Genomic DNA, 26,596 nt, shown 5'->3' with positions numbered 1-26,596 from the left:
ATGAATAGCAGGGTAAATATCATTTCCAATGGAAATGAAGTGGATATAAATATTGAAAGTGAACGAAATAAAAAAAAGATATTTATATTTATTGTTGGTATGTCACTAATCATATCGTTAATATTTTTATTGTTTTATTGGTCTTTTAATTATCGAAAGGCTGTATCTCCCGGAAGTTTTGTTGCTTTTATATGGCTTATGGTGATTTTTTATCCTTTATTTAAGGGCTTTATAAGTCAGGTATGCGAAAATGAATACATAAAGATATCAAACGGTGAAATGATTATAAAATCTAATTTTACATCTTATAAAGTTGATAGAAAAAAAGTAAAAAAGATATTTTCAAGTTCTGAAGACTTAATACTTTTTAATTCCTTGGAGCATAACAGATATATATTTTATTACGACAGAGGAAGGATAAGTTTAAATATATTAAATAAGAAAAATAAACTTAGGAAGTTACGTTTTGGAAAGTGTCTTAATAAAGAGGACACTAAAAAAATAATAAGTGCAATAAAACATATTTGATATGTTTTAATAAAATCCTTTAATTAAAATTGTTTAAAGAAGTCTTATATAAAAGGCTTCTTCTTTTTATGCCAAATTATATCCATTGTAAATGAAATTCCTATGTGGTATAATCTTTTTGCAAGTTAGAAGACAAGTTCTGATAATGAGCATTTAAATATAGTTCTAAACCCGAAGCGTTATTCTAAAGGTAAAGATGAAATTTATATAAAATAATTTATGTATATTTATCTCATGCTTTAGGTATGAGATTTTTTATTCGGAGGTATGTTTGATAGAAATAATCGATAAATTATATGATAAACAAACTTTAAAAAAAGATGAATTTATATATCTTATAAATAACAGAAATGAAGAGACAGATGAATATTTATTTAATCTCGCAAGGAAAAGGCGGGAAGAATATTACGGGAAAGATGTCTACATAAGAGGACTTATTGAATTCACCAATTATTGTAAAAATGATTGCTATTACTGCGGTATAAGATGTTCAAATAAAAATGCGGATAGGTACAGACTAACAAAAGAAGAGATACTTCTTTGTGCAAAGGAAGGTTATAAGCTGGGTTTTAGGACTATCGTCCTTCAGGGAGGTGAAGATCCATATTTTACCGATGAGAAAATGGTAGATATAATATCTATGCTTCGAAAATCATATCCCGACTGTGCCATAACCTTATCCATCGGTGAAAAGAGTTATGACAGCTATAAAAAATATTATGACGCGGGAGCAAACAGATTTCTTCTTCGTCATGAGACTGCCGATATTAATCATTATTCAAAGCTTCATCCGGCAAGTCTGTCATTAGAAAACAGAAAAAAATGTCTTTATGATTTAAAAGATATAGGTTATCAGGTCGGTACGGGATTTATGGTGGGGTCTCCTTATCAAAGTGCAGAGAATTTAGCAGATGATTTGCTGTTTATAAAAGAATTAGATCCGGAAATGGTAGGGATAGGACCATTTATACCACACAAAGATACACCTTTTAAAGATAAGGAAAACGGAAGTTTTGAACTTACATTGTTTCTTTTAGGAATAATAAGGCTAATGATATCCACAGTACTCCTTCCCGCGACAACTTCTCTTGCAACAATTGATAAAATGGGTCGAGAAAAGGGGATTTTGGCGGGGGCGAATGTAGTTATGCCGAACTTATCTCCTATGAATGTAAGAAAAAAGTATATGCTTTATGACGGAAAAGTAAGTACGGGAGATGAAGCTGCGGAAAGTTTAAATCATCTTAAGGAAAGTATGAAAAAGATAGGATATGAGGTCGTTGTTGACAGAGGAGATAATGTTAGAGAGCGAGGTTCTTTTGTCCAAAGCCACAAAAGAACCCAAAAAGGCTTTACGTTCAAACGCCACTAGGGCTTGAACGCAACTGGATTTCCTAAAATTTTCTTCCCGAAAATTTTGGAATAGTTGCTACCCCTCCCAGTGTTAAAAAAATAATTTGTAATTTAATATGTAAATATTTAAATGTAAATAAGGAGAAAAATATGAGTATAAAATATGACGTAATGTCACCAAAAGCGGAAGAGTTTATAAATGATGAAGAAATTCAAAAAACTCTTGAGTTTGCCGAAGAAAATAAACATAATGAAAAATTGATTGATGAAATCCTTGAAAAAGCAAGGAAGAAAAAAGGTCTTACCCACAGAGAGGCTACGGTATTGCTTGACTGTGATATCGAAGAAAAGAATGAAGAGATATTTAAGCTTGCTAAGGAAATAAAAGAAGAATTTTACGGTAACAGGATAGTTACTTTCGCACCTTTATATTTATCTAACTACTGTGTGAACGGATGTACATATTGTCCATATCATTATAAAAATAAACATATTTGCAGAAAGAAGCTTACTCAGGAAGAAATAAGAAGAGAAGTAATCGCTCTTCAGGATCTAGGGCATAAAAGACTTGCTCTTGAAGCGGGAGAAGACCCTGTAAATAATCCTATAGAATATATTTTGGAAAGTATAAAGACTATTTATTCCATAAAGCATAAAAATGGTTCTATCAGAAGAGTAAATGTAAATATTGCCGCTACTACCATGGAGAATTACAGAAAGCTTAAAGAAGCGGGTATCGGTACATATATTTTATTTCAGGAAACTTACAATAAAGAAGCTTATGAAGAGCTTCATCCGACAGGACCGAAGCATAACTACGCATATCATACCGAAGCAATGGACAGAGCAATGGACGGAGGTATAGACGATGTGGGAGTAGGAGTTCTTTTCGGACTTAATCTATATAGATATGACTTTACCGGAATACTTATGCATGCCGAGCATTTGGAAGCGTATAAAGGAGTGGGACCTCATACGATATCAGTTCCGAGACTTAGAAGTGCAGACGATATAGACCCTGATGATTTTGATAACGGAATTGATGACGATACATTCGCCAAAATAGTGGCTTGTCTGAGAATAGCGGTTCCTTATACTGGAATGATAATATCTACCAGAGAAAGCAAGGAATGCAGGGAAAAAGTTTTAAATCTCGGTATATCTCAAATAAGCGGAGGAAGCAAAACCAGTGTAGGAGGGTATGCGGACGACGAAGATGAAGACGAAAACTCGGCTCAATTCGAACTCAGCGACAACAGACCTCTCGATGAAGTCGTAGACTGGCTTATTGGTATGGATTATATCCCAAGTTTCTGTACCGCTTGTTACAGAGAAGGCAGGACGGGGGATAGGTTTATGCAGCTTGTAAAAAGCAAACAAATAGCAAACTGCTGTCAGCCTAATGCGATAATGACTTTGGTCGAGTATCTTGAAGATTATGCAAGCGAAAAGACAAAAAAAGACGGTTATGAACTTATTAAGAAAGAAATAGAAAAAATCCCAAATGATAAAATGAGAGAACTAGTAAGAAAAAATTTAAAGAACATAAGAGAAGGCAAAAGAGACTTTAGGGTATAGGAGTGTTTTATGGGACTTAATGATACACCAAAGGGAGAGAGAATTCATATAGGTATATTCGGAAAAAGGAATGCAGGGAAATCCAGCATTATAAATGCAATCACCAATCAAAATTTGGCAATAGTTTCCGATGTGAAAGGTACTACCACAGACCCGGTAAGTAAAGCAATGGAGCTTCTTCCTTTGGGACCTGTTGTTATAATCGATACTCCGGGGCTTGACGACATCGGAAGTCTCGGAGAAAAGAGGATAGAAAAGGCTTATCAGGTTTTAAATAAGACGGATATAGCATTGCTTATTTTGGACAGCGAATATGGACTTACAGATGTAGATGAAGAACTTTTAAATCTCATAAAGGAAAAGAATATCCCTTATATCGTCGTAATGAATAAAGCGGATATTTTAAGTGATGATAAGAAAAATAATGAGTTTATATATGTAAGTGCAAAGACCGGGGAAAACATAAAAGAACTTAAAGAGTTGATTGCAAAGAAAACTCCTAAGGAAAATGAAAAGGTAATCGTATCGGATTTAATAAATAAAGGAGATAAGGTCATTTTAGTCATTCCCATAGATAAGGCGGCTCCGAAAGGAAGACTTATTTTACCTCAGCAGCAGACCATAAGAGATATACTGGATAAAGGCGGGGTTTCTATTATGTGTAAGGAAGACGAGCTTAAGACTACGATTAATTCTCTAAAAGAAAAACCCGCACTTGTAATAACAGATTCTCAGGCATTCAAAAATGTGGATAAAGATACCCCAAAAGATATCCCTCTTACCTCATTTTCAATCCTTTTTGCTAGATTTAAAGGAGAAATAGATGTTTTGATTGACGGGGTTAGAAAGGTAAAAGACCTAAATGACTCAGATACCATTTTGATTAGCGAAGGGTGCACTCATCACAGACAGTGCGGAGATATCGGAAGCGAGAAGATACCTAAATGGCTTAAAGAGTTTACGGGTAAAGACCTTAATTTTGAATTTTCAAGCGGAACGGAGTTCCCGAGAGATTTAAGTAAATATGCTCTTGTCATTCACTGCGGAGGGTGTATGCTGAATGAAAAGGAAATGAAGCATAGGATAAAATATGCTGTTGATAATGATGTAAATATAGTTAACTACGGGATTTTGATTGCATATTTGAATGGGATACTTAAAAGAGCTGTAGAACCGCTGGGGATAAAAATATAAGTCGCTTCTTTAAGCGACTTTTTTATTTTAATATTTAGAGTTTTAACTAAATAATAATCCTATAAATTTCAGTCACTAAAGTCTCACAAGTTTATTGCTTAGTTTTATTATAAGTATTTATTATACATACTTACTTATCTGTTGTGCCATTTAGGCTTTCTGCTATTTTGTATTTCTTCTATAATACATTCGGGAAATTTATTGTTTTGTAAATAAATCATATTGTTTATTAATAGATTTCTTTGTTTAATATTGCAGTTTCTAAATATTTTGTTTATTTCTTCCAACGTTATGTATAAGGACTTTTTATTTAATTCAATATCCAATACTTCATCCATACTTACATTTAGTACATTGACTATTCTAATAAGTGTATTTAATGAAGGTTTTGTTGTTCCGTTTTCTATATGGCTATAATGGCTTGTGGAAATATCTGCAAACTCTGCAATATTTTCTTGTGTGTATCTTTCTCTTTTCCTTATTTCTTTTAGTCTATTTCCTATATTTTTTAAGTTTGTGTCCATAATTTTACCTCTATATTAAAATTAAGTAATAAAATATAATTAATATTTGTAATATTAATCAAAAAAATGTTATAATACACGGTATAGTAATATTTGTTTTTTTATAGTTTTATCTTACACTATAATGAAACAAAAGTCAATACTTAAATAGATAAAAATATACGTTTAAGTATAAAATTATATACTATAGTTTAGTAGAGGTGCTAAGATGAATAATGAAGAAGTAAATAATATAAGAAATGAAATTAAATCTTATATTGCAGCAAGTGGGTGGACTCTTACAGATGTAGCGGATGAAATGAATAAGAAAAATCCTGACGTTAATGTAACTCCTCAGAATATTTCAAATAAACTTACCAGAGGTACAATTAAATATAAAGAAGTCAAAGAAATTGCCGATATTATTGGATTTGAAATTAAATGGACAAAAAAATAAATTAAAGAACCTTAGAGGTTCTTTTTTGTTTATTTGCATTTTTTTATTTACTATAATATTTAATTGTTCATAATTTATTTATATACTTTCGGTATTGCAATAAAATAAAAGAATAGTTATAATAAAACAAAATTTTCATAATATAACATTATAAACAGTGAAGTGAGATTATTTATGTACGAATTATTACCTAAAGAAGAAAGCAAAAACAGAATAGATAAATTTTTAAATATGATGGATGAAATAGGGGATTGGGATAATGTTATTATAATCAACAGAGTTCATCAGTATTACTTTACGGGAACGATGCAGGACGCTCTCTTGATATTTAACAGAAAATCAAGAAAGCCGTACTTATTCGTAAGAAGAGATTATGACAGGGCAAAAGATGAAGCAGTCATCGAAGAAGTTCATAAAATCAAATCATATGGCGGTATACTTAAATTTTTTGGCAGTAATTTAGGTGTAACTTATATCGAAATGTCTCAAATTAGTATGCTAGTCATGAACAGGATAAAGAAATATTTTGATATAGAAAAGCTTTTTGACGCGGACAGTATACTGGAAAGATTACTGAGCGTTAAGAGCGAATATGAGCTTGCATGTATAAAAAAATGCGGAGAAATCCATAGTCATGTTTTAAATGAGGTGGTTCCAAAGCTTTTAAGAGAGGGGATAAGCGAAAGAGAATTTCAGGGAGAGTTGTATAATGAATTTATTAAGGCAGGTTCTCACGGTCTTTTAAGGTTTTATAATCCATATAACGAAGGTTTTATGGGACAATTCGGTTTTGGAGTAAACTCTCTTTATAATACAAATCATGACGGTCCGGGAGGAATGAAAGGGTTAAGTCCTGTTATTCCCATTGTAGGTTCAGAGGATAAACTGAATGCAGGTGAGCTCGTCTTTGTGGATACCTCTCCGATATATAAAGGATACCAAACGGATAAGGCTCAGATTTATAATTTTAAAGGAACAGTTTCAAATGAAGAGAGCGAACTTCATCATGAATGTATGGAAATACTGGACAATGTAAGTAAACTTCTTACTGTGGGAATGATACCAAGAGAGATTTATAATGAAGTCATAAATGGTATAAGCAATGATTTAAAAAAGAATTTTATGGGTTATAAAGATAGAAAAGTATCTTTTTTAGGACATGGCGTTGGGTTGTTCCTTGACGGTTATCCGGTTATTGCAAATGGGTTTGACGAACCTCTTAAAGAAAATACGGTCATCGCAGCAGAGCCTAAATACGGAGTGGAAAACCGAGGAGTAGTCGGTGTCGAAGAGACTTTTATAGTAACTAAAAACGGCGGAGAATGTGTCACCGGCGGTGCGAAAGATATAATAGATGTTTTTTGATAAACTATTTAGTGAATGGCTTATGATATAAATATATTTTATCATAAGCTATTTTTATGGTAAAATCAAATATATAATATTTTTTAGAGGTAAGGTCATGTCAAATAATTACAGAGAAGTTGATTTAAATACTTGGGACAGGAAGATGCATCATGATATTTTTAGAAACAGTGTAGAACCCTTTTTCTGCGTTAGTTTTGAAGTTGATATAACAAAGTTTTTAAGTATGGTAAAAAGTAATAATTATTCTTTTACCATTGCTTTTATTTATGCTTTGGCAAAGTGTGCAAACGAGATAGAAGAGTTCAGGTATAGATTTTTAGACGAAAAGGTTGTCATATACGATAAAATAGATACTTCTTTTACATATTTGAATAAAGAGACAGAGTTATTTAAAATGGTAGATATGGAGCTTACCGATACAATGGATGAATACGTTAAAAAAGCAAATAAGAAAGCAAATGAACAAGAAGAATATTTTGTATCTCCTCCGGGGAATGATATATTTCAGTTTTCTCCTTTCCCGTGGATTTCTTTTTTAAATATATCTCACACAAATTCAGGAAATAAAAATAATGCAGTACCTATTTTTGACTTTGGTAAATATGAGTTAAAAGGGGATAAAGTAATTATACCAATGTCCGTCCATGCTCACCACTCTTTTGTTGACGGTTTACATGTAGGTAAGTTTTATGAGTTACTGACTGAATACTTAAATTCGTTTTAATATGATATTATAAAATATTTCTGCTTTAATGCCTTTATTACTTTGTACATCAAAATATATGCTTGTTTTAATAAAATTTTAATGATATAATAATCACCAAATAATGTATATTATATATTATGACAGTATAAGATAAATAAGGATTAGGGAGTCAATGAAGAAAAAGCTTTACAAAAAGAAAAACGGAGCTATGATATGCGGGGTCTTAAACGGCTTTGCGGATTTTTTAGGCGTAGATGCGTCAGTTGTGAGACTTATTTATATAATTCTTGGATTGTTTGTTCATAGTTTTCCTGCGATTATTTTGTATATCCTTTTAGCTGTTATTATGCCAAGCTCTAATGAAAGCGGATATACTGACTATGATATTATGTAAAAAAGAGGGTAGAAATGAATAAAAAACTTTATAAAACAAAAAACGGAGCTATGATAAGCGGAGTACTTAAAGGTATCAGCGAATATTTGGAAGTTGATGTGACTTTGGTAAGGGTGATTTATGTTTTCCTAGCTGTAGTAACCACGGGATTTCCATTTTTATTGCTTTATATAATACTTGCTTGTATCATGCCTGATAAAAATACTTTGGGCTATGATGATTATGAAATCAAGTAAATACCGTGCTTTTAAACGATTAAAAGCACCAAAAATCGCCACTAGCCGTGGTGGCAAATATTCGACCGGATTTTTAAAATTAAAAATTTTAAAACGGTCTCATTATTTATAATGATATTCAGATGATAAAAGCACCTTTAAAGGTGTTTTTTATTTTATTAAATATCACATAAAAAACTGTTGTTTAGACTTGTTACTTACATTGAAATATATTATATCTAACAAAGTATATATATCTTAGAATAAAGAGAAAATAAAGTTTATTATATTCTTTAAATAGGATTTTGAAAGATTGTAAATTGGTTTATTTACAAGACAAAAATTATTATAAAATGATTTTAGAATTATAACTGACAGTACATTTGAAAAAATAAAGTTTAGCCTTAAAAAAATAAGATGAGTGTTATATTAAGATTTTTCTTTATTAAATAGTTTTAATATGATAAGTTTATGAATAAATAGAATAAAAAGGCAGAATTAACTGTCTTTTTTAATTTATTGGTTGACTTAACTACCTAAAATTAACTATAATAAAAATGTTAATTTAAATTCGAAATAGTTATAAATGAGGAGATATAAATGGAAAATTATAACTTTAAAGACATAGAAAAAAAATGGCAGGAAATTTGGGACAAGGAACAATGTTTCCATGCTGTGACGGGGGAAGATAAACCTAAATATTATGCATTGGTAGAGTTTCCTTATCCTTCGGGACAAGGTCTTCATGTAGGTCATCCGAGACCTTATACCGCTCTTGATATCGTTTCGAGAAAGAAGAGGATGGAAGGCTACAATGTACTTTTCCCAATGGGTTTTGATGCGTTCGGACTTCCTACGGAAAACTATGCCATAAAGACAGGTGTACATCCCGCAATTGTTACAAAGAATAACATAGATAATTTCAAAAGGCAGCTTAAATCTTTGGGGTATTCTTTTGACTGGCAAAGAGAAGTTGATACTACAGATCCTAAATATTATAAGTGGACACAGTGGATTTTCCTTCAATTATTCAAAAAAGGCTTAGCATATAAAAAAGAATTTCCTATTAATTTCTGTACAAGCTGTAAAGTAGGTCTCGCAAACGAAGAAGTAGTCAACGGTGTATGTGAGAGATGCGGGGGAGAAGTAGTAAGAAAAGTAAAAAATCAATGGATGTTAAAGATTACTGAGTATGCGGATAGACTAATTGATGATCTTGAAGATGTTGATTTTATTGACAGAGTCAAAACGAGCCAAATAAACTGGATAGGCAGGAGTTACGGTGCTGAAATCAATTTTGATATAAAGGACACAAACGAGAAGCTAACTGTTTACACAACAAGACCGGATACTATATACGGTGCGACATATATGGTAATTTCTCCGGAACATCCTGTAATAAATACTTTAAAAGATAAAATTTCTAATTTAGATAAAGTTCTTGAGTATAAAGAAGAAGCAGCAAAGAAATCCGATTTTGAAAGAACCGAACTTAATAAGGAAAAGACAGGTGTCAAGTTAGAGGGTATATCAGCTATTAATCCTATAACGGGAAAAGAAATAAGTATTTTTGCTTCTGATTATGTTCTTATGACTTACGGAACAGGTGCAATTATGGCTGTTCCTGCTCATGATACAAGAGACTATGAATTTGCGAAAGTATTTGATTTACCTATAATCGAAGTAGTAAGCGGCGGAGACATTGAAAAAGAAGCTTACACAGGAGACGGTAAGATTGTAAATTCTCCATTGATCGACGGACTTGGAATCAAAGAAGCAAAAGAAAAAATGACTCAAATCGTAGAGGAAAAAGGTATAGGTAAGAGAAAGACCAATTTTAAACTTCGTGACTGGGTATTCTCTCGTCAGCGTTACTGGGGAGAGCCTATTCCTATCATAAATTGTCCTCACTGCGGTTTTGTCCCATTGGATGAAAGTGAACTTCCTTTGACACTTCCTGATGTTAAAGATTATAAACCGACGGATGACGGTGAAAGTCCGCTTAAGAATATGCCTGAGTGGTATAATGTTAAATGTCCTAAATGCGGTGCGGATGCACAGAGAGAAACCGATACTATGCCTCAGTGGGCAGGTTCAAGCTGGTATTATTTAAGATATACGGACCCTGATAATGATAAAGAGCTTGCAAGCAAAGAAGCTATTGATTACTGGATGAATGTTGACTGGTATAACGGAGGTATGGAACATACCACACTTCATTTGCTTTATTCACGTTTCTGGCATAAATTCTTATATGATATAGGTGTAGTCAATACTAAAGAGCCATATCAAAAGAGAACGAGTCATGGTATGATTTTAGGTGAAAACCATGAAAAAATGTCTAAATCCAAAGGGAATGTTGTAAATCCTGATGAAGTTATAGATGAATTCGGTGCGGATACTTTAAGGACCTATGAAATGTTCATCGGAGACTTTGAAAAGGTAGCTCCATGGAGCGAAAACGGAGTTAAGGGCTGTAAGAGATTTTTAGACAGAGTTTCTAAAATGGAAGATATGCTCATTGACGGTGATGAATATTCAAAGGAACTTGTTACTTTAATGCATCAGACGATAAAGAAAGTAAGCGAAGATTTTGAAACTTTAAAATTCAATACAGCTATTGCACAGTTGATGAAACTTACAAACCAAGTTTACGATAACGGTAAAATAAACAGAGCTGAATTTAGGACTTTCCTTATTCTATTAAATCCGGTAGCTCCTCATTTGACGGAAGAGTTATGGCAAAGAGCGGGTTTTGAAGGATATCTTCATGACGCTAAGTGGCCAAAATACGACGAAGCAAAAACCGTTGCGGATGAAATTGAAATTCCTATTCAAATCAACGGTAAGTTTAAAGGAAAAGTTTCTGTAGGAAAAGAAGCCGGTGAGGAAGAAGTTAAAGCTATAGTTCATAAGCAAAATGCGGTTTTAAATATTCCCGAAGATAAGAAAATCGTAAAAGAAATTTATGTTAAGGGAAGAATTTATAATATTGTTGTTAAATAGATTAATATATAGGGCTTTGCCCTATAACCCACCAAATATTTGCTCGCCCAAATATTTGGAATAAAAGGCTCCGCTAAGCGCGGGGCTTTTTTACGCTTCTAAATTTTCTACGAAACGTTACCCACGTTTCGTGAAATAGAAGCTACCCCGCCTTTTATACATAATTACAGAATTGTTAAGTCTCTAAACTTTAAAGTTATTTCAATTCCATAAAATTTTATATATTTTATATTTCTGTCATTACAATATTTATTATTAATCATAAAAACATTTGATAAGCTCTTTATAAAATAGATTTTAATTTTGTTAATAGAATAATTCTTTTATTGAGAAAAATATAAATTAGTATTATAATTAAGATATAAATAAACGTAAAGAAAGTAGGGTGATAAAAATGAATATAGTAGCGGATTTACATACACATACAAGCGTATCTCATCATGCTTATTCTACCATCGTTGAAATGTGTAAAGGTGCAAAAAAAGCAGGGCATATAGCTCTCGGGACTACCGACCACGGACCTGCTCTTCAGGACGGTGCTCATCAGTGGCATTTTCAGTCTCTGGAAATGTTTATTCCAAGGATATTGGAGGGGGTATATGTTTTAAGAGGTGCAGAAGCTAATATTTTACAGCCTGACGGCAGGCTTGATATTCCCGACCATGTGCTCGATACCCTTGATTATGTGGTAGCTTCTATTCATAATGAAACATTCCTTGAAAGGGATCCCGACAGGATCACTGAAATAATGTTAAAGGTTCTCGAAAATCCAAGAATAGATATTTTGGGACATTTAGGGGCTCCTATCTTTAAATTTGATTATGAAACATTGATCTCAAAATGCAATGAATATGATAAAGTTGTTGAAGTAAATAATAATTCTTTCTATGCAAGAAAGGGCAGTAAAGAAAATTGTCTCGAAATAGCCAAGCTTTGTAAAAAGTATGATGTGCCTATTTCCGTTAATTCCGATGCTCATTTCTGTCTCGGTGTGGGTAAAATAGACAGAGCTCAGGGTATTATTGAAGCGGCTGACTTCCCCGAAGAACTTATAATCAATGCAAGTGCCGAAAATCTACAAAAATATTTTATGAGAAAAAAAGGTCTTGATATTTTAGGTGAAATTGAAAAAGCAAAAGAAAGCGGAGAATTTAATACTTTGGATTAGATAAAGTATTATAAAAAATGTGAAATATAAAAATATTGTAAAAAAGAACCTATAAACTAGGTTCTTTTTTGTTTTGTTAATGTTATGTAAGGGGCGCGGAATCTGCGTAGCAGGCGTAGTGCCCCGATAGATATTAAAAAATATGCTATTATTATAATATTGAATAGTTTATAAAATTCCAAGTATTATTAGGTATTATTTTTTATTATTGTTTCAAACTCTTCGGTACTTCCGATTTTGTCAAGTATAAACTTCCCAGCGTATCGTGAGATATGACCAGTCCGTTTTCATCATTAGTCACCGCATATGTCAGTACATTATCATTACCTTGTTTTATAACTAAAAGAATTTGATTATCTTCTTCCTTAATTTCATATGTAAAATCAGTCTTAACATCTTCAAAAATAATATTTCCGGTTAAATCATTATTAAATACATAGTAAAAATTAAGGTTTGAATAATCAACTTCTTTTTTGTCGACAGTTACTTTTTCCAATTTGTATTCTCCGGTGATATCAACGGTATTATCTTTCTTTAGTCCAGAGAAAACTGCAAATGCGGCAAGGATTATGACTAAAACTACTGTGATTATTATAAACCAGATGTTCTTCTTGTTCATTCTAAACCTCCAACTTCTTTATATTTAAATGTATGAAGGTTTAATGTTAAGTATGCTTTATCTTGTTTAAAATAAAATCAGAATTTATTTTAAATCAAGTAAAATCTATTGGAGAATTTGTTTTATAAGAATATATTGATTGGTATAGTGAAAATAATATACAAGATATTGTTTTAATAATTTGATTTATATACAATATATTCCGGTAAATTGTTGATTTTTGTATATTTTATTATAAAAGTGTTTGCAAAACATATAAAAAATTGTAAAATAGTTATAATACATTTTAGGAGGATTAGTTTAATGGATGTAGAAAAGAATATAAAAGACCTAATCGGATATGACGAAGAAGTTGGAAACAGTATTTTAAAGGAATATAATCGTCAGTGCAGGAACATAGAGCTTATTGCATCAGAGAATGTAGTATCTCCCGCAGTAATGGCTGCAATGGGTACGGTTCTTACAAATAAGTACGCGGAAGGATATCCCGGCAAAAGATATTACGGCGGATGTAAATGTGTAGATGAAACGGAAAATATAGCAATAGAAAGAGTATGTAAATTATTTGGTGCTAAGTATGCCAATGTTCAGCCTCACTCGGGTGCGCAGGCAAATATGGCTGTTTATCAAGCTTTATGTGAAATTGGCGATACTGTTATGGGGATGAGCCTTGATAACGGAGGTCATTTGACTCATGGTTCACCTGTAAATCAATCCGGATTATTATATAATATGGTTTCATACGGAGTGGATGATGAAACTCATATGATAGATTATGATGCAGTCAGAGAACTTGCTAAAAAAACTAAGCCTAAAATGATTATAGCAGGTGCTTCTGCTTATCCAAGAGAAATTAGGTTTGATATATTTAAAGATATAGCTGAAGAAGTAGGTGCATATTTATTTGTGGATATGGCTCATATTGCGGGACTTGTTGCCGGGGGATGTCATATGAACCCTGTAGAATATGCAGATGTAGTTACTACCACGACACATAAGACTCTGAGAGGTCCTAGAGGCGGGGTAATTTTAACCAATGATGATGAGCTTATTAAAAAGTTCAATAAAGCTATTTTCCCCGGAACTCAAGGGGGGCCTTTAATGCACATTATAGCGTCTAAGGCAGTTTGTTTCGGTGAAGCTTTAAAATCTGAATTTAAGGAATATGCCAAACAAGTAGTTAAAAATGCAAGTGTTCTTGCTGATGAATTGATTAAACTGGGTATCGATCTTGTATCAGGAGGTACCGATAATCATTTGATGTTGGCTGACCTTACAAAAGTAGGTGTTACGGGAAGAGAACTTCAGCATAGACTTGATGATGTGTATATAACAGTCAATAAGAACACTATCCCAAATGATCCTCAAAGTCCTTTTGTTACCAGCGGGGTAAGAATAGGTACTCCTGCAGTTACTTCAAGAGGATTTAAAGAAAGCGAAATGAAAGAAATCGCGGAATATATTTATTTGGCGGCTACAGACTTTGATAATAAAGGTGATTATATCAGAGAAGGTGTTGAAGCACTTACGAAGAGATTTCCTCTTTATTAATATTAAATTAAAATTTATAAAATCACTGGTTCAGCCGGTGATTTTTTTATATAATTAAATAAAAAAAGGAGTGCGATATGAGAAAGTGTATTGTTATTTTAATAGTTTTTCTTATGGTATTGTCTTTTAGTGCATGCAGTATAAATATAAATATCGGTGATGATGATAAAGATGATATTACAAATCAAAATACAAGCATAGCAGAGACTGATAAAGATTTAGATGAAATCGATAAAAATATTAAATCATTTACTGATAAAGTCAATAAACTTGTTAAGGAGGCTGATAATGCAAAAGTGCAGTCTACAAGAGAAGAAAGTCTTAAATTATATAGAAAAATAGACAAAAAAATCAATGATTTGGATCATGAAATTTCATCATATGAAGATAGTTTGGAGAGGATGTATGAAAATAAAGAATTGACTTTAGCTACATATGAGAAAAAAGATAAAGAGCTTGATAATTTAGAGAATAAACTTGATCATGCCGAGGAAAATTTAGAATTTAACTTTGGTATAGATGATTAGACTTTAAGTGAAGGAAAGCCAATGAAAAAGAAACTATTTTTAATTTTAATTTTTTTATTTTGTTTTATATCAATATCGGGATGTAATATAAATAGTAACAAAAAAGGTTCTTCTGCACAAAATGAAATATCTGAAGAAAACAGCTCCCCCGAATTAAAAGAAATAGATAAAAATATTAATGAATTTCAGGAAGAAGTAAATGATATAAAACTCGGCATAAGTGATTTATATCCAAGCGAAGATGAAGAAGAAAATGATGATGTCATATATGTTTATGATTATAATATTAGCGAACTTAGTAAAAAAATTGAAGTTTATAAGAGTACTGTTGAGAAATCTTATAGAAAAAAAAGTATTTCTATTGAAGAGTATCATGATAGGATAGAAAAATTAAATAAATTAAAAAATGAACTTGATAAATCGGTTAAATCTTTGGAAAAGACATTTAATTTGAAATAGAAAAGAGAATTTTAACTTCTCTTTTTTTATTATATATAATTGTATATTTTAAGTAAAAAAGAAAAAAATATTTTAGAGGTGATAATATGAAAAATAAAATTATTGGAATTATACTATGTTCTTTTTTACTTGTAGGTATTGTGGGCTGCGGTAATAGTAATGATACTACACAAAATACTACTACTACCGAACAAACAGAACAGAATAGTTCATTAAAGAATTCAAATGATACTTCAAGAAAAAATAATATCGAAAAATTAAATGACATTGAAGGCAGGATAAATAGTTTCAAAGAAAAGGTAGATAAGCTGAAAGTCACTAAAGGTGATAAAAATAATAAGGCAGCTTATACTGATTTAAACGAAGAACTTGAAAATCTTGATAATGAACTCGATATTTTGGAAGATGATTTGGAAATTCTTTATAAAGAGGATAAAATTACAAGAGATGAATATAGTGTGAAAGAAAAGAAAACCGACCATCTTGAAAAAGTTCTCGACAGAGCTGAAGAAAGACTTGAAGATATGTTCGGTTTTGATGATTAAAAGAGGAGTAAAACTTCTCTTTTTTATTGTAAAAGGTTTAATGTAATTTTATATTTAACAATTTTCCAATAATTTTCATCTTTAATATATAAATATTCATAATTATTCCTCATTTCAACAAATAATACTATTATATATACACATAGCGGTGAGAACTTATTGAATTTTTTGTGTTTTTTGATTTTTCCCTTTTTATTGCATTAAAAACTTGTTAAAATACTAATTGTATTATTAAAAATTATATTGAAAGAGAGTTTATTATGGAGACAAAAAACAAGAAAAAGAAAATTACATCAAAAAGTTTAAGGGTTTATGCCATTATATTTTTAGTGGTAGGTGCTGTTTATATATTAAGTGGTATTTATTCATTCTTTACAACAGTAAACGGATATATATCTCAGGGATATGCAACGTCGGAAGTCCTTACATATCTTCTTCCTTCACAGTTCCTTCCAACGGTAGTTGAACCTCTTGCTATATTCGGCGGTTTTGCACTTTTATTATTTGGTGTATCCGAAGTGTTATCAAGGCTTGTTTCAGAAGATGAAGAGACTGTTAATGAAATTGAAGTTAGCGAAGAAACTGTAGACACTGAAGTAATAGAAGATGTACAAGAAGAGATTAAAGATGAAGAAGAAAATGTTAACGAAGATAACAAGTCAGAAGAAAATAACGAAGAAATCGTTGAAGATGATGTTATAGAAGAAAATACTGAGACATCTGACGAAGAAGCAGTAGAAGATATTGATGATACTGACTCTGCGGAAGACGAAAAATCTGAAGAGAATGCGGCAGACACTGAAGTGGAAATCAGCGAAGAAGCTGGTGAAGAAGATAAAGAGACAAATGAAGAAGATACTGATGACAGCAACGATGATTCAGTTACTTCAGCTAATGAAGAAAAGAAAGACGAAGAATAAATATATTTATTTTAAAAGAAGGGTGAGCCCTTCTTTTTTTATGAAGGTGAGTTTATTTATGATATAATAATAAAAATATATTTAAGTTCAATTTAAATAAAAAATAATATATAAAGGAGGAAATATATGGATTATAAAGTTATAGGGGATACTTTTCCTGCGGTTGTAATCACCTTAAATCAGGGAGAAAAAATAGTAACACAGTCAGGAGGTATGTCATGGATGAGCGGGAGTATTGAAATGACAACTTCAACGAGAGGCGGTCTTGGTAAGGGTGTTAAAAGAGCTTTAGCGGGAGAAAGTTTATTTCAGGCTACTTATACCGCAAAGAAGGATAACGAACAAATCACTTGTGCCGCTACAATGCCGGGAAAAATAATAGATTTACATTTAGACGGTGAAAGAGAATACATAGCACAAAAAGGTGCTTTTCTTGCAGGAGAAGAAAGTGTAAATATGGACATGTTCACCGTAAAGAAAATTTCAAGCGCATTGTTTGGTGGAGAGGGGATATTTTTACTTAAATTAAGCGGTAAAGGAACTGCCTTTTTAGAAATAGGCGGTCACTTGGAAGAATATGATTTAGGTATAGGTGAAGTAATAAAAGTAAATACCGGCAATGTTGCTTTTTTTGAAAGCAGTGTAAATTATGAAGTTGAAACCGTTAAAGGCGCAAAAAACGTATTATTCGGAGGAGAAGGTCTATTCCTGACCAAACTGACCGGTCCGGGCAAAGTTTATCTTCAAACGATGAATATGGGCGAACTTGCCGGAGCATTAAGTTCTTATATACCTACGACTTAAGATATGATTATAAAGGAAGCTATTTATTAGCTTCTTTTTTTAACTAATGATTAATAATCTTTATTGAATAATTAACAATGCTTCAATTGCTTTTATTTTATATCTTATATACAATTAAAGTATGAAAAGGTCTTTAAAAATAAGGAGCAGTGAAATGAAAATCAATGAAATCATTAAAAATAAAAGGATAGAAGCAGGGCTTACTCAGGAAAATGTAGCATATTATTTGGGAGTATCGACTCCCGCTGTAAATAAATGGGAAAAAGGCGTAAGCTATCCTGATATAACCCTTCTTGCTCCAATTGCCAGATTATTTGATATAGATATGAATACTTTACTTTCTTTTAATGAAGATTTAAGCGAAAAGGAGATAGGAAATATATTAAATAAAATTGCAGGAGTGATGAAAGACGAGGGATTTAAAGCAGGGTATGAATATGCTATGAGTAAAATCAGAGAATATCCTAACTGCAGCAACCTTATTTTAAATATAGGTTTTTCTTTGGAAGGCGGGCTTGTCATGTTCAATACTTTGGATAAAGAAGATGAGGAGTTTTACAGGTCTGAAGTTATAAAATTATATGAAAGGGTCTTAAACAGCAATGATGAAAAGACCAAGGTCCATGTTTCATATATTATGATACTTAGATATATTAGAGAGGGTGAACTGGATAAAGCTGAAGAACTTATGAATAATATCCCCGATTATAATTTCGATAAGGATATTCTCAAGGCTAATTTATATATTAAAAAAGAAGAAAAGGATAAGGCGTATGAGATTTTGGAAAGAAGACTGATGGGTCTTGCAAATGATATTCAAACTATCCTTCTTAATATGATAGAATTATCTCTTGGAGAAGATAAATATAATGAGGCAAAGTTTTTTTCTGAATTATCCGGGAAAACCTCCGAGATGTTTGACTTATGGGAGTATAATAAATATGCGTCGGATTTTCAAATTTGTATTGTTAAAAAAGATATCGAAGAAACGATTTTGCTTCTTGAAAAAATGTTGCCGGCAATGCTGGCAAAGTGGGACGTAAGTTCATCTCCATTATATAGACATATAGTAAAAAAAGCGAACAGTACGGAATTTGCGGAAACACTTCTTGAAAATTTCATTAATGAAGTAAAAACTGATAAAGAACTTTCATATTTAAATGAAAGTAAAAAGTTTTGGGATTTGATTAAAAAGTATTATAATAAATAAAAAAGGAGATGGATATTATGGAAGATAACAGACCTTGCAGTAATAAGTATAAAGGTGAATGTCCTTGTACATATCCATGCGAAAATCATGGAAGGTGCTGTGACTGTGTTGCTCATCACAGGGAATACGGGGGAATGGTAGCCTGTCTAAAAAAGAACAAATAAAAGTACACTTTTAAGTGTGCTTTTTTTATTGTACATAAAAATATAAAATTGTACTTATTAGGTATTGACAATATATATAATATTATATATAATGTACTTAGTTGGTAAGTACATTAGTTTAGGAGGTGCTTATGTGGAAATTATTTTGAAAAGTAACAGTGATAAGCCTATATATGAACAGATTACATCTCAGATAAAATCGATGATCATAAAAGGAGAATTAAAAGAGGGAGATGCGCTTCCTTCAATGAGGAAGCTTGCAAAGGAACTTCATATAAGCGTGATCACATCGCAGAGAGTCTACGAAGATTTGCAAAGAGACGGGTTTATTCACTCCAGTGTAGGTAAAGGTACTTTTGTTTCCGCACAGAATAAAGACTTTATAAGAGAAGAAAATTTAAGAAAAGTGGAAACTATGCTGGAAGAGGTCGTTCATATCAGCAAAGAAAATAATATAACAAAAGAAGAGTTGATAAAGACATTAAATTTATTTTATGAGGAGGAATAAAATGGAATATGCTTTGGAAGTAAAAAACCTGACAAAAGAATATAAAGATTTTGCCGTTAAAGATATTTCTTTAAAAATCCCGAGGGGGAGTGTCGTAGGTCTGATAGGGGAGAACGGAGCGGGGAAATCTACGTTCATAAATTCCATATTAAATATAGTGAAACCTAATGAAGGTGAAATTACTATACTCGGAAAAGATTTATATACATATGAAAAAGAGATAAAAGAAGAGATAGCAGTTATATTCGACAGAAGTCATTATAATGAAAATTTTAAGCCTTCATTTGTAGGAAAGATGTTATCTAAGATTTATAAAAATTGGGATAATGAAAAGTTTTATGATTTGTTAAAAGACTTTAATATACCTGTTGATAAAAAGATAAAGCAATTTTCAAAAGGAATGAAAATGAAATTTGAATTCGCCTGTGCTTTGAGCCATAGTCCGAAATTTTTGATTTTAGACGAGTCTACAAGCGGTTTGGATCCTGTTTTCAGGGATGAGATCCTTGAAATACTAAGAGATTTTACGATGGAAGAAGAACATTCTATACTGATGTCGTCTCATATAACCAGTGATTTGGACAAGATTGCTGATTATATAGCATTCATTCATGACGGGAAAATGCAGTTTATCAAAACTTATGAAGATATCCATGATAATTATGGTGTGATATCTTGTAAAAAAGAATTTCTTGAAAATCTTAGCAAGGAAGATATAGTTGCATATAAAAAAGAGACTTTCGGATATAAAGTTTTGATAAAAAACAGAATGGAGATAATGAAAGTTTATAAAGATTTGATAATCGAAAATGCTTCTATTGAAGATGTAATGTTATTTTATATAAGAGGAGAAAAGGCAGCATGAAAGGAATAATATATAAAGATTTTTTCTTGGGGTTCAGACTTACTAAAAATTTACTCAGCTGGGTCGCAGCTGTTATAATGATGACTTTGATAGTCATATTTATGGATGGTATGTTTGGATTTATTACAATTTCAGGTATCACGCTTCCATTGGTAGGCTCTTCACTTATGCAAGTTACCGTGGAGCAAGACGAGTTGACGGAATTTGATAAGATGCAGCTTACATATCCAATGACTAAAAAAGAAATAATATTATCAAAATATATCGGAGGTCTTATAGTAGAAGGGGTATGTATTCTGATTAACTTCTTATTATGTATGCTTTATGTATATGGATTTAAAACGATACCTTTTATAGACGCCATGTATATACTATTAGCAGGGTCTGTGATAGGACTTATATTTTTTGCTATAAGTTATTTTGGATTTATACTTCTTGGAAATAAGAAGGGTATTATAATATATATGATCATGATAGCATTGATAGCAGGATTTTATGGATTTACTTCCTTAGATATAGATTATATTTCCCTAATTAAAAATAATGCTATGCTCATAATAGGAGCCGGTTTTATTGTAAGTATCTTGAGTTTAATCGCAAGTTACTTCGCATCTCTTAAAATATATACAAGAAGATATTCGTAATATAAAAAAAAGAAGTATAATGAATATACTTCTTTTTTGTTTAACCTTTTAATCCTTTTGACTGTCTTTCCATATTTTCTACAACGACGTCGTGAATATCTCCTATGGAATCACAGTACTTTAATACTTCCCATGGTTCGTTTGTGTGAAAATGTATCTTTATTAGGTTCTCATCTCCCACAGCGAGTAAACAGTCTCCCTTAAAATGTTTTACAAAATATTCGTATATTTCATCTTCAGATAGATCTTCACCGGCGATAAGTAATTGTGTATCAAATTTATATTCAATCATTTTATTTCTCCTTTTGATTTTTTATGAATATAACGAGTTAGATTTTGCTAACTTTTTTATTAAAGTATATATCTTTATATTTATTGTGTCAAATTAGTAGTAATAATATAAATATTATTATCTATTGCATATAAAATCTTTACATTATTTTTTTATTTTAGTAAATCCTAAGTGTAGATTATGTTAAATCGTATTATAAATTTTGCAATTGTTTGCATGAAAGGATAAAATATGATAAAATTTTCTTATATTTAGGAGGGGAATTATGAAAAAAAGAATTATAGCAATTTTGATGTGTGCGTTTTTATGTTGTTCATTCCTATATGGATGCGGTAAAGAAGAGACAGTAAAAAAGAAAGCCGATGTGAATTTACTTACCGGTATGGAAGGTATCTCCAAGGAAGCCGTAGGGAAGAGACCTATAGCTGTTATGGTAAATAACCATAAAGAAGCTATGCCGCAGTATGGAATAAGCGATGCGGATATTATATTCGAGATACCCGTAGAAGGCGCGATAACAAGACTTATGGCTGTTTACGGAGATTATACGAAAGTTCCTAATGTCTGTCCTATCAGAAGCTGCAGATATTACTTCCCTATTTTTGCAGATAGTTTTGATTCTATCTATGTCCACTGGGGAGGCAATCAATATGCTACGGATACTCTAAACAGACTTAAAATAGATAGATTTAACGGAATGTCTTATGGTTCCAAATTATTTGCCAGAGATGATGAAAGACTGGGTAAATATGCTTTGGAACATACTGCTTATTTAAAGGGTAAAAATTTACCCGAAGCAATAAAAAGCGATAAAATGAGAATAGATTTAAAAGAAGATAAAAAGAAACCTATCTTTAATTTTGAACCTTTGGTATTGGAAGAAGACAAAAAAGAGGATGAAGAACCGGGATTTTTCGATAAGTTATTTGGTAAAAAAGAAGAAGAAAAGAAAGTTATCGAGACTACAAAATTGACTGCTTGTCCAAAGGCTACACTGAATTTTTCAAATGAATATTATTCTACTTTTACATTTGATGAAGCTACTCATACCTATAAGAAACAGCACTGCGGAAATAAGCAGATGGACGGTAAAACAAATAAGCAATTGGAATTCACGAACGTATTTGTTTTGGAGACCGATATTGGTATGCTTGGTATAAAAGAACTAAGAAAAGTTGATTGGACCGGCGGAAGCGGATACTATTTATCAAACGGTCGAGTTCAAAAAATTAAATGGTCAAAAGATTCAGAAGCAGGAGATTTAAAAGTAACTACTCCCGAAGGAAATGAATTAAGCGTATATGAAGGCAAAAGCTATATAGGAGTTATCAATAAGAAACAAACGAAGCTTAATACAAATAAAGATGATGTTCAGACCAAAGAAATATATGCTCCCGTGACTGATGAGAATAGTACCGAAAAATAGTGCTATTTAAATATTAAGTAAAATATATCATTTTGCGAACCCCAAGCTTACATTTTTTTAATTATTTAAAATCCTTTTATTTAGCGGGTTTCAAAATTTACGGATTTTAGTGTACTATTTTATAAACTTCTGTAATAGGCTATTTGAAAGGATTTGTAGTGTCGCACCTCGCAGGAGGTGCGTGGATTGAAACTTTCTATTGAGGTAATAAGTTCTGCCATTTCCTGTCGCACCTCGCAGGAGGTGCGTGGATTGAAACGTCGCTCAAGATATGGCAAGGGGAAAATTTTGAAAGTTATTTCATGAGATAAGTAAATAATAAGCAAATAAAAAAGAGCATATGCTCTTTTTTATTTTATTCACTTAGTTCTGATGTACAATGTGCACACTTTGTTGCATTTATAGGGATTTCACTTAGACAGTAAGGGCATATCTTAGTCGTAGGTTCTTCTGGTACATCATTTTTCTTCCTTCCAAGATCGGCAAGTTTATTAAGTCCTTTTATTAGCATAAATATAATAAATGCCATTATGACAAAGTTTATTACGTTTGTTATGAAAGAACCATATTTTATGTTTACTCCAAGTATATTTACAACCAAATCATTAAAGTCAGTTTTTGCAAAAAGACCTATTAAAGGCGAAATTATATCTTTAACCAATGAGTTTACTATTGCTTGGAATGCGCCCCCGATAATAACCCCAACGGCTAAATCCATTACATTTCCTCTTAGTGCAAATTCCTTGAATTCCTGAAAAAATTTCTTCATATTTTCACCTCTGAGAATTTATTCGACATTATTATACATTATTTTGAGTATATCTTCAATACTTGTAAAAAAATGTTAAAATAAATAAAAAAATGAATATCAAAAATAATTATCACATATAATACTACCTTTTTAAACATAATTATTATAAAGGTCTTAAAATTTATTAAAACCTTTTAAATTTTTTATTGACTTAATAATGAAAAAACATTAAAATTAATAAGTAGTATGTATTAATGAGATAATTAACTAAACCTGTTTAGTTTTTATATATAAATAATAATGTTTCAAATTTTTGATATTATTTTTATTTTTCAAATTCTAATATTTTAAACGTAGTATTGTTTTGTTTAGTTTATTTTATTTCCTCTACATACTGAATTATTAATTTAATAAAATGTTAAATCAAAATACAAGGAGGAGAAAATGGAATTATCACTTCCAGTAGTGCTAGTTATAGCAGCTGTAATTGGGGTAATTTGCTTTTTCGTTGGTGGATATTATAAACAGTCATCAGGTGAAGGTAAGCTTAGAAATGCCGAGCAGACTGCCAATAAAATGGTGGAAGACGCATTAAAAGAAGGCGAAAGAATAAAAAAAGAAAAGCTTATCGAAGCTAAAGATGAAGTATTCAACTTAAAAAGTGATTTTGACAAAGAAGCCAGAGCCAGGAGAGAGGAACTTCAATTAGTTGAAAAAAGAGTTCTTCAAAGAGAGGAAATGGCAGATAAGAGAAGCGAAGCTCTTGACCATAAAGAAGAAAAACTTATTAAGAAAAGCGATGAATTAGTAAAGAAAGAAGAAAAATTAGAAAAGACACATCAGGAGCAAATCAAGGAACTTGAAAAGATTTCAAAACTGACTTTTGAAGAAGCCAGACAATTATTGTTAGCTGATGTAGAAAAACAAATTTCAAGGGAAACTGCATTACTTATTAAAAATAAGGAATTGGAAGCAAAAGAAGAAGCCGATAAAAAGGCTATGGAAATCGTATCTTATGCTATACAAAGATGTGCGGCTGACCATGTTGCGGAAACTACGGTTTCCGTAGTAAACCTTCCTAACGATGAAATGAAGGGAAGGATTATCGGTAGGGAAGGAAGAAATATCAGGACTATCGAAACACTTACGGGTATCGATTTAATAATCGACGATACTCCGGAAGCTGTTATACTTTCCGGTTTTGATCCTGTTAGAAGAGAGATTGCCAGAATATCTCTTGAAAGACTTATTGTGGATGGAAGAATTCATCCTGCAAGGATAGAAGAAACAATTAAAAAAGCTGAAAAAGAAATCGACACTAAAATCAGAGAAATGGGTGAGCAAGCATTATTTGATACGAATGTAATCAAGCTTCATCCCGATTTGACCAAGCTTATAGGTAGACTTCATTATCGTACGAGTTACGGACAGAATGTGTTGAAACATTCAATAGAAGTTGCCAATTTGGCAGGTATCATGGCTGATGAGCTCGGGGCAAATGCAAAACTAGCAAGAAGAGCGGGTATGCTTCACGATATAGGAAAGGCTATCGACCACGAAGTGGAAGGAAGTCATGTAAGTATCGGTGTAGACATGCTTAAGAAGTATAAAGAAAATAAAGAAGTTATCCATGCGGTCGAAGCACATCATGGAGATGTTGAACCTCAAACCGTAGAAGCTGTTCTCGTACAGGCAGCTGATGCGATTTCAGCGGCAAGACCGGGAGCAAGAAGAGAAACTTTACAAAGCTATACAAAACGTCTTGAAAAGCTTGAACAAATCGCAAACTCATTTGAAGGTGTGGATAAATCATTTGCAATTCAAGCGGGCAGGGAAATCAGAGTTATGGTTAAACCTGAACAAGTAGACGATTTACAAATGGTTCACGTAGCTAAAGAAATTGCCAATATGGTTGAAAATGATCTTGAATATCCGGGTCATATCAAAGTAAGCATGATCAGAGAAACAAGAGCTACGGAATATGCAAAATAGTTAAGAGGTATAAAATTGAAGATTTTAGTATTTGGTGATATTTTTGCCAAGTATGGAAGAAAGCTCATCGTTGATGAGCTTTCAAACATTAAGGCGGAATATAATGCTGATTTTGTTATTGCAAACGGAGAAAACTCGGCAAATGGAAAAGGTATAACAAGAAAAGTTTACAATGAACTTATAGACTGTGGGATAGATGTAATAACTTCGGGAAATCATATTTGGGATAATAAAGATGTATATAATTTTATTCAAGAAGAAGATAGGATTTTGAGACCTTCCAATTATCCTTCACCTTGTCCCGGAAGAGGCTATGAAATATATCGTGTTGGAAAAGTTAGGGTAGGGGTCGTGAATTTATCTGGAACGACATATTTAAATCCGTTAGATAATCCTTTTGATGAAGCCGAGAGGATTTATGAGGAAATAAAAAACATTACTGATATAATCATGCTGGATTTTCATGCTGAAGCTACCAGCGAAAAGATTGCAATGGGATATTTTGTGGACGGAAAGTTCTCGGGGGTATACGGAACTCATACACACGTTCAGACAGCCGATAATATGGTTCTTAGCGGCGGGACCGGATATCTTACCGATGTCGGTATGTGCGGCAGTGCAGACGGCGTTATAGGTGTTGACAGGGATTTTATAGTAAAGAAGTTTAAAGTTCAGCGTCCGGCAGGTAAATATGCCTTAGCTGAAGGCAGAAGACAGATAAACGGTGCCGTATTTACTTTTGATGATGAAACTTTTAAATGCACTGATGTAGAGAGGATTTATAAAATATATGATTAAGACAGTTGATAACTGTCTTTTTTTATTTTAGATGTTACATTTTTATTTATA

At 31.9% G+C, this 26,596-nt stretch carries 29 protein-coding genes; 25 read left to right on the top strand and 4 right to left on the bottom strand.

Annotation, left to right across the window (positions count from 1 at the left end; genetic code table 11):
• From Q0516_RS04875 to hydF, 4 genes are all read left to right on the top strand, one after another.
• Nucleotides 1-528 carry a hypothetical protein gene (locus Q0516_RS04875; protein ID WP_294463752.1) on the top strand — a complete coding sequence of 176 codons (528 nt, stop codon included), beginning with the start codon at nt 1-3 and terminating at the stop codon, nt 526-528.
• Nucleotides 529-799: 271 nt separating this feature from the next.
• The gene (gene hydE / locus Q0516_RS04870; RefSeq protein WP_294463751.1) at nt 800-1,900 is read left to right on the top strand and encodes a [FeFe] hydrogenase H-cluster radical SAM maturase HydE; all 1,101 of its coding nucleotides are present in this window, start codon (nt 800-802) and stop codon (nt 1,898-1,900) included.
• Nucleotides 1,901-2,031: 131 nt separating this feature from the next.
• The gene (gene hydG / locus Q0516_RS04865; protein ID WP_294463749.1) at nt 2,032-3,459 is read left to right on the top strand and encodes a [FeFe] hydrogenase H-cluster radical SAM maturase HydG; all 1,428 of its coding nucleotides are present in this window, start codon (nt 2,032-2,034) and stop codon (nt 3,457-3,459) included.
• Nucleotides 3,460-3,468: 9 nt separating this feature from the next.
• Nucleotides 3,469-4,653 carry a [FeFe] hydrogenase H-cluster maturation GTPase HydF gene (gene hydF, locus Q0516_RS04860; RefSeq protein WP_294463747.1) on the top strand — a complete coding sequence of 395 codons (1,185 nt, stop codon included), beginning with the start codon at nt 3,469-3,471 and terminating at the stop codon, nt 4,651-4,653.
• 134 nt (nt 4,654-4,787) lie between these two features.
• On the opposite strand, the gene Q0516_RS04855 is transcribed toward hydF, so the two are convergent.
• Nucleotides 4,788-5,177: a helix-turn-helix transcriptional regulator gene (locus Q0516_RS04855; RefSeq protein ID WP_257480802.1), complete on the bottom strand. Its 390-nt coding sequence runs from the start codon at nt 5,175-5,177 to the stop codon at nt 4,788-4,790.
• Nucleotides 5,178-5,385: 208 nt separating this feature from the next.
• Here Q0516_RS04855 and Q0516_RS04850 point away from each other — a divergent pair, with 208 nt between their 5' ends.
• The 7 genes from Q0516_RS04850 to Q0516_RS04820 all read left to right on the top strand — a co-directional run bounded on the left by Q0516_RS04850 (nt 5,386) and on the right by Q0516_RS04820 (nt 12,470).
• Nucleotides 5,386-5,613, top strand: coding sequence for an LLM class flavin-dependent oxidoreductase (locus Q0516_RS04850; RefSeq protein ID WP_257480801.1), 228 nt, complete (start codon nt 5,386-5,388; stop codon nt 5,611-5,613).
• Between the two features lie 174 nt (nt 5,614-5,787).
• Entirely contained in the window at nt 5,788-6,978 is a 1,191-nt protein-coding gene (locus tag Q0516_RS04845) for a Xaa-Pro peptidase family protein (protein WP_294463741.1), read from the top strand.
• A 97-nt stretch (nt 6,979-7,075) separates the two neighbouring features.
• A complete protein-coding gene (locus tag Q0516_RS04840; RefSeq protein WP_294463739.1) occupies nt 7,076-7,705 on the top strand; it encodes a CatA-like O-acetyltransferase in 630 nt (209 codons plus the stop codon).
• 154 nt (nt 7,706-7,859) lie between these two features.
• Nucleotides 7,860-8,081 (top strand): PspC domain-containing protein, encoded by a 222-nt coding sequence (locus Q0516_RS04835; protein WP_257480798.1) that lies wholly within the window; start codon nt 7,860-7,862, stop codon nt 8,079-8,081.
• 14 nt (nt 8,082-8,095) lie between these two features.
• On the top strand, nt 8,096-8,317 hold the full coding sequence (locus Q0516_RS04830; protein WP_257480797.1) for a PspC domain-containing protein: 222 nt from the start codon (nt 8,096-8,098) through the stop codon (nt 8,315-8,317).
• Nucleotides 8,318-8,896: 579 nt separating this feature from the next.
• Nucleotides 8,897-11,302, top strand: a complete 2,406-nt coding sequence (gene leuS / locus Q0516_RS04825; RefSeq protein ID WP_294463735.1) for a leucine--tRNA ligase — start codon at nt 8,897-8,899, stop codon at nt 11,300-11,302.
• A gap of 394 nt (nt 11,303-11,696) precedes the next feature.
• Entirely contained in the window at nt 11,697-12,470 is a 774-nt protein-coding gene (locus Q0516_RS04820) for a phosphatase (protein WP_117532476.1), read from the top strand.
• Between the two features lie 205 nt (nt 12,471-12,675).
• Here Q0516_RS04820 and Q0516_RS04815 read toward each other — a convergent pair whose 3' ends face one another.
• A complete protein-coding gene (locus Q0516_RS04815) occupies nt 12,676-13,089 on the bottom strand; it encodes a hypothetical protein (protein ID WP_294463729.1) in 414 nt (137 codons plus the stop codon).
• A 303-nt stretch (nt 13,090-13,392) separates the two neighbouring features.
• Here Q0516_RS04815 and glyA point away from each other — a divergent pair, with 303 nt between their 5' ends.
• From glyA to Q0516_RS04760, 11 genes are all read left to right on the top strand, one after another.
• Nucleotides 13,393-14,640, top strand: coding sequence for a serine hydroxymethyltransferase (gene glyA, locus Q0516_RS04810; protein ID WP_294463728.1), 1,248 nt, complete (start codon nt 13,393-13,395; stop codon nt 14,638-14,640).
• 77 nt (nt 14,641-14,717) lie between these two features.
• Entirely contained in the window at nt 14,718-15,167 is a 450-nt protein-coding gene (locus Q0516_RS04805) for a hypothetical protein (protein WP_294463726.1), read from the top strand.
• A gap of 21 nt (nt 15,168-15,188) precedes the next feature.
• Nucleotides 15,189-15,626 carry a hypothetical protein gene (locus Q0516_RS04800; RefSeq protein WP_294463725.1) on the top strand — a complete coding sequence of 146 codons (438 nt, stop codon included), beginning with the start codon at nt 15,189-15,191 and terminating at the stop codon, nt 15,624-15,626.
• Between the two features lie 86 nt (nt 15,627-15,712).
• Nucleotides 15,713-16,171, top strand: a complete 459-nt coding sequence (locus tag Q0516_RS04795) for a hypothetical protein (RefSeq protein WP_294463723.1) — start codon at nt 15,713-15,715, stop codon at nt 16,169-16,171.
• Between the two features lie 260 nt (nt 16,172-16,431).
• Nucleotides 16,432-17,091 (top strand): hypothetical protein, encoded by a 660-nt coding sequence (locus tag Q0516_RS04790; protein WP_294463721.1) that lies wholly within the window; start codon nt 16,432-16,434, stop codon nt 17,089-17,091.
• A 126-nt stretch (nt 17,092-17,217) separates the two neighbouring features.
• Nucleotides 17,218-17,895 carry a TIGR00266 family protein gene (locus Q0516_RS04785; protein ID WP_294463719.1) on the top strand — a complete coding sequence of 226 codons (678 nt, stop codon included), beginning with the start codon at nt 17,218-17,220 and terminating at the stop codon, nt 17,893-17,895.
• 154 nt (nt 17,896-18,049) lie between these two features.
• A complete protein-coding gene (locus tag Q0516_RS04780) occupies nt 18,050-19,105 on the top strand; it encodes a helix-turn-helix transcriptional regulator (RefSeq protein ID WP_294463718.1) in 1,056 nt (351 codons plus the stop codon).
• A gap of 17 nt (nt 19,106-19,122) precedes the next feature.
• Nucleotides 19,123-19,269 (top strand): hypothetical protein, encoded by a 147-nt coding sequence (locus Q0516_RS04775; protein WP_294463716.1) that lies wholly within the window; start codon nt 19,123-19,125, stop codon nt 19,267-19,269.
• Between the two features lie 133 nt (nt 19,270-19,402).
• Nucleotides 19,403-19,777, top strand: coding sequence for a GntR family transcriptional regulator (locus Q0516_RS04770; protein ID WP_294463714.1), 375 nt, complete (start codon nt 19,403-19,405; stop codon nt 19,775-19,777).
• Between the two features lies 1 nt (nt 19,778).
• Nucleotides 19,779-20,642 carry an ABC transporter ATP-binding protein gene (locus Q0516_RS04765; RefSeq protein WP_294463712.1) on the top strand — a complete coding sequence of 288 codons (864 nt, stop codon included), beginning with the start codon at nt 19,779-19,781 and terminating at the stop codon, nt 20,640-20,642.
• A complete protein-coding gene (locus Q0516_RS04760; protein ID WP_294463710.1) occupies nt 20,639-21,286 on the top strand; it encodes an ABC-2 transporter permease in 648 nt (215 codons plus the stop codon). The genes Q0516_RS04765 and Q0516_RS04760 overlap by 4 nt, the downstream gene beginning before the upstream one ends.
• 40 nt (nt 21,287-21,326) lie before the next feature.
• Here Q0516_RS04760 and Q0516_RS04755 read toward each other — a convergent pair whose 3' ends face one another.
• Nucleotides 21,327-21,578, bottom strand: a complete 252-nt coding sequence (locus Q0516_RS04755) for a kinase to dihydroxyacetone kinase (RefSeq protein WP_294463709.1) — start codon at nt 21,576-21,578, stop codon at nt 21,327-21,329.
• A gap of 265 nt (nt 21,579-21,843) precedes the next feature.
• Here Q0516_RS04755 and Q0516_RS04750 point away from each other — a divergent pair, with 265 nt between their 5' ends.
• Entirely contained in the window at nt 21,844-23,004 is a 1,161-nt protein-coding gene (locus Q0516_RS04750; RefSeq protein WP_294463707.1) for a DUF3048 domain-containing protein, read from the top strand.
• Nucleotides 23,005-23,359: 355 nt separating this feature from the next.
• Here Q0516_RS04750 and mscL read toward each other — a convergent pair whose 3' ends face one another.
• Complete coding sequence (gene mscL, locus Q0516_RS04745; RefSeq protein WP_294463705.1) at nt 23,360-23,773, bottom strand: large conductance mechanosensitive channel protein MscL; 414 nt, start codon at nt 23,771-23,773, stop codon at nt 23,360-23,362.
• A 426-nt stretch (nt 23,774-24,199) separates the two neighbouring features.
• Here mscL and rny point away from each other — a divergent pair, with 426 nt between their 5' ends.
• Entirely contained in the window at nt 24,200-25,747 is a 1,548-nt protein-coding gene (gene rny / locus Q0516_RS04740) for a ribonuclease Y (protein WP_294463703.1), read from the top strand.
• A 15-nt stretch (nt 25,748-25,762) separates the two neighbouring features.
• On the top strand, nt 25,763-26,545 hold the full coding sequence (locus tag Q0516_RS04735; RefSeq protein WP_294463701.1) for a TIGR00282 family metallophosphoesterase: 783 nt from the start codon (nt 25,763-25,765) through the stop codon (nt 26,543-26,545).
• Nucleotides 26,546-26,596 lie beyond the last annotated feature (51 nt).

The organism is uncultured Anaerofustis sp. (assembly GCF_938029165.1).
Lineage (GTDB): Bacteria > Bacillota > Clostridia > Eubacteriales > Anaerofustaceae > Anaerofustis.
Note: the sequence above shows the minus strand (reverse complement) of the source record. Positions and strands in the feature narration are given on the sequence as shown.

What these genes read in the sequence shown, in the direction of transcription:
- Q0516_RS04845 (WP_294463741.1), top strand. Translation starts at nt 5,788, where the DNA reads ATGTACGAATTATTACCTAAAGAAGAAAGCAAAAACAGAATAGATAAA.
- hydF (WP_294463747.1), top strand. Translation starts at nt 3,469, where the DNA reads ATGGGACTTAATGATACACCAAAGGGAGAGAGAATTCATATAGGTATA.
- Q0516_RS04755 (WP_294463709.1), bottom strand. Translation starts at nt 21,578, where the DNA reads ATGATTGAATATAAATTTGATACACAATTACTTATCGCCGGTGAAGAT.
- Q0516_RS04800 (WP_294463725.1), top strand. Translation starts at nt 15,189, where the DNA reads ATGAAAAAGAAACTATTTTTAATTTTAATTTTTTTATTTTGTTTTATA.
- Q0516_RS04820 (WP_117532476.1), top strand. Translation starts at nt 11,697, where the DNA reads ATGAATATAGTAGCGGATTTACATACACATACAAGCGTATCTCATCAT.
- mscL (WP_294463705.1), bottom strand. Translation starts at nt 23,773, where the DNA reads ATGAAGAAATTTTTTCAGGAATTCAAGGAATTTGCACTAAGAGGAAAT.
- Q0516_RS04805 (WP_294463726.1), top strand. Translation starts at nt 14,718, where the DNA reads ATGAGAAAGTGTATTGTTATTTTAATAGTTTTTCTTATGGTATTGTCT.
- Q0516_RS04790 (WP_294463721.1), top strand. Translation starts at nt 16,432, where the DNA reads ATGGAGACAAAAAACAAGAAAAAGAAAATTACATCAAAAAGTTTAAGG.
- Q0516_RS04765 (WP_294463712.1), top strand. Translation starts at nt 19,779, where the DNA reads ATGGAATATGCTTTGGAAGTAAAAAACCTGACAAAAGAATATAAAGAT.
- Q0516_RS04850 (WP_257480801.1), top strand. Translation starts at nt 5,386, where the DNA reads ATGAATAATGAAGAAGTAAATAATATAAGAAATGAAATTAAATCTTAT.
- Q0516_RS04840 (WP_294463739.1), top strand. Translation starts at nt 7,076, where the DNA reads ATGTCAAATAATTACAGAGAAGTTGATTTAAATACTTGGGACAGGAAG.
- glyA (WP_294463728.1), top strand. Translation starts at nt 13,393, where the DNA reads ATGGATGTAGAAAAGAATATAAAAGACCTAATCGGATATGACGAAGAA.
- Q0516_RS04835 (WP_257480798.1), top strand. Translation starts at nt 7,860, where the DNA reads ATGAAGAAAAAGCTTTACAAAAAGAAAAACGGAGCTATGATATGCGGG.
- Q0516_RS04795 (WP_294463723.1), top strand. Translation starts at nt 15,713, where the DNA reads ATGAAAAATAAAATTATTGGAATTATACTATGTTCTTTTTTACTTGTA.
- Q0516_RS04750 (WP_294463707.1), top strand. Translation starts at nt 21,844, where the DNA reads ATGAAAAAAAGAATTATAGCAATTTTGATGTGTGCGTTTTTATGTTGT.
- Q0516_RS04855 (WP_257480802.1), bottom strand. Translation starts at nt 5,177, where the DNA reads ATGGACACAAACTTAAAAAATATAGGAAATAGACTAAAAGAAATAAGG.
- rny (WP_294463703.1), top strand. Translation starts at nt 24,200, where the DNA reads ATGGAATTATCACTTCCAGTAGTGCTAGTTATAGCAGCTGTAATTGGG.
- Q0516_RS04780 (WP_294463718.1), top strand. Translation starts at nt 18,050, where the DNA reads ATGAAAATCAATGAAATCATTAAAAATAAAAGGATAGAAGCAGGGCTT.
- leuS (WP_294463735.1), top strand. Translation starts at nt 8,897, where the DNA reads ATGGAAAATTATAACTTTAAAGACATAGAAAAAAAATGGCAGGAAATT.
- Q0516_RS04875 (WP_294463752.1), top strand. Translation starts at nt 1, where the DNA reads ATGAATAGCAGGGTAAATATCATTTCCAATGGAAATGAAGTGGATATA.
- Q0516_RS04785 (WP_294463719.1), top strand. Translation starts at nt 17,218, where the DNA reads ATGGATTATAAAGTTATAGGGGATACTTTTCCTGCGGTTGTAATCACC.
- hydG (WP_294463749.1), top strand. Translation starts at nt 2,032, where the DNA reads ATGAGTATAAAATATGACGTAATGTCACCAAAAGCGGAAGAGTTTATA.
- Q0516_RS04830 (WP_257480797.1), top strand. Translation starts at nt 8,096, where the DNA reads ATGAATAAAAAACTTTATAAAACAAAAAACGGAGCTATGATAAGCGGA.
- Q0516_RS04815 (WP_294463729.1), bottom strand. Translation starts at nt 13,089, where the DNA reads ATGAACAAGAAGAACATCTGGTTTATAATAATCACAGTAGTTTTAGTC.
- Q0516_RS04775 (WP_294463716.1), top strand. Translation starts at nt 19,123, where the DNA reads ATGGAAGATAACAGACCTTGCAGTAATAAGTATAAAGGTGAATGTCCT.
- Q0516_RS04760 (WP_294463710.1), top strand. Translation starts at nt 20,639, where the DNA reads ATGAAAGGAATAATATATAAAGATTTTTTCTTGGGGTTCAGACTTACT.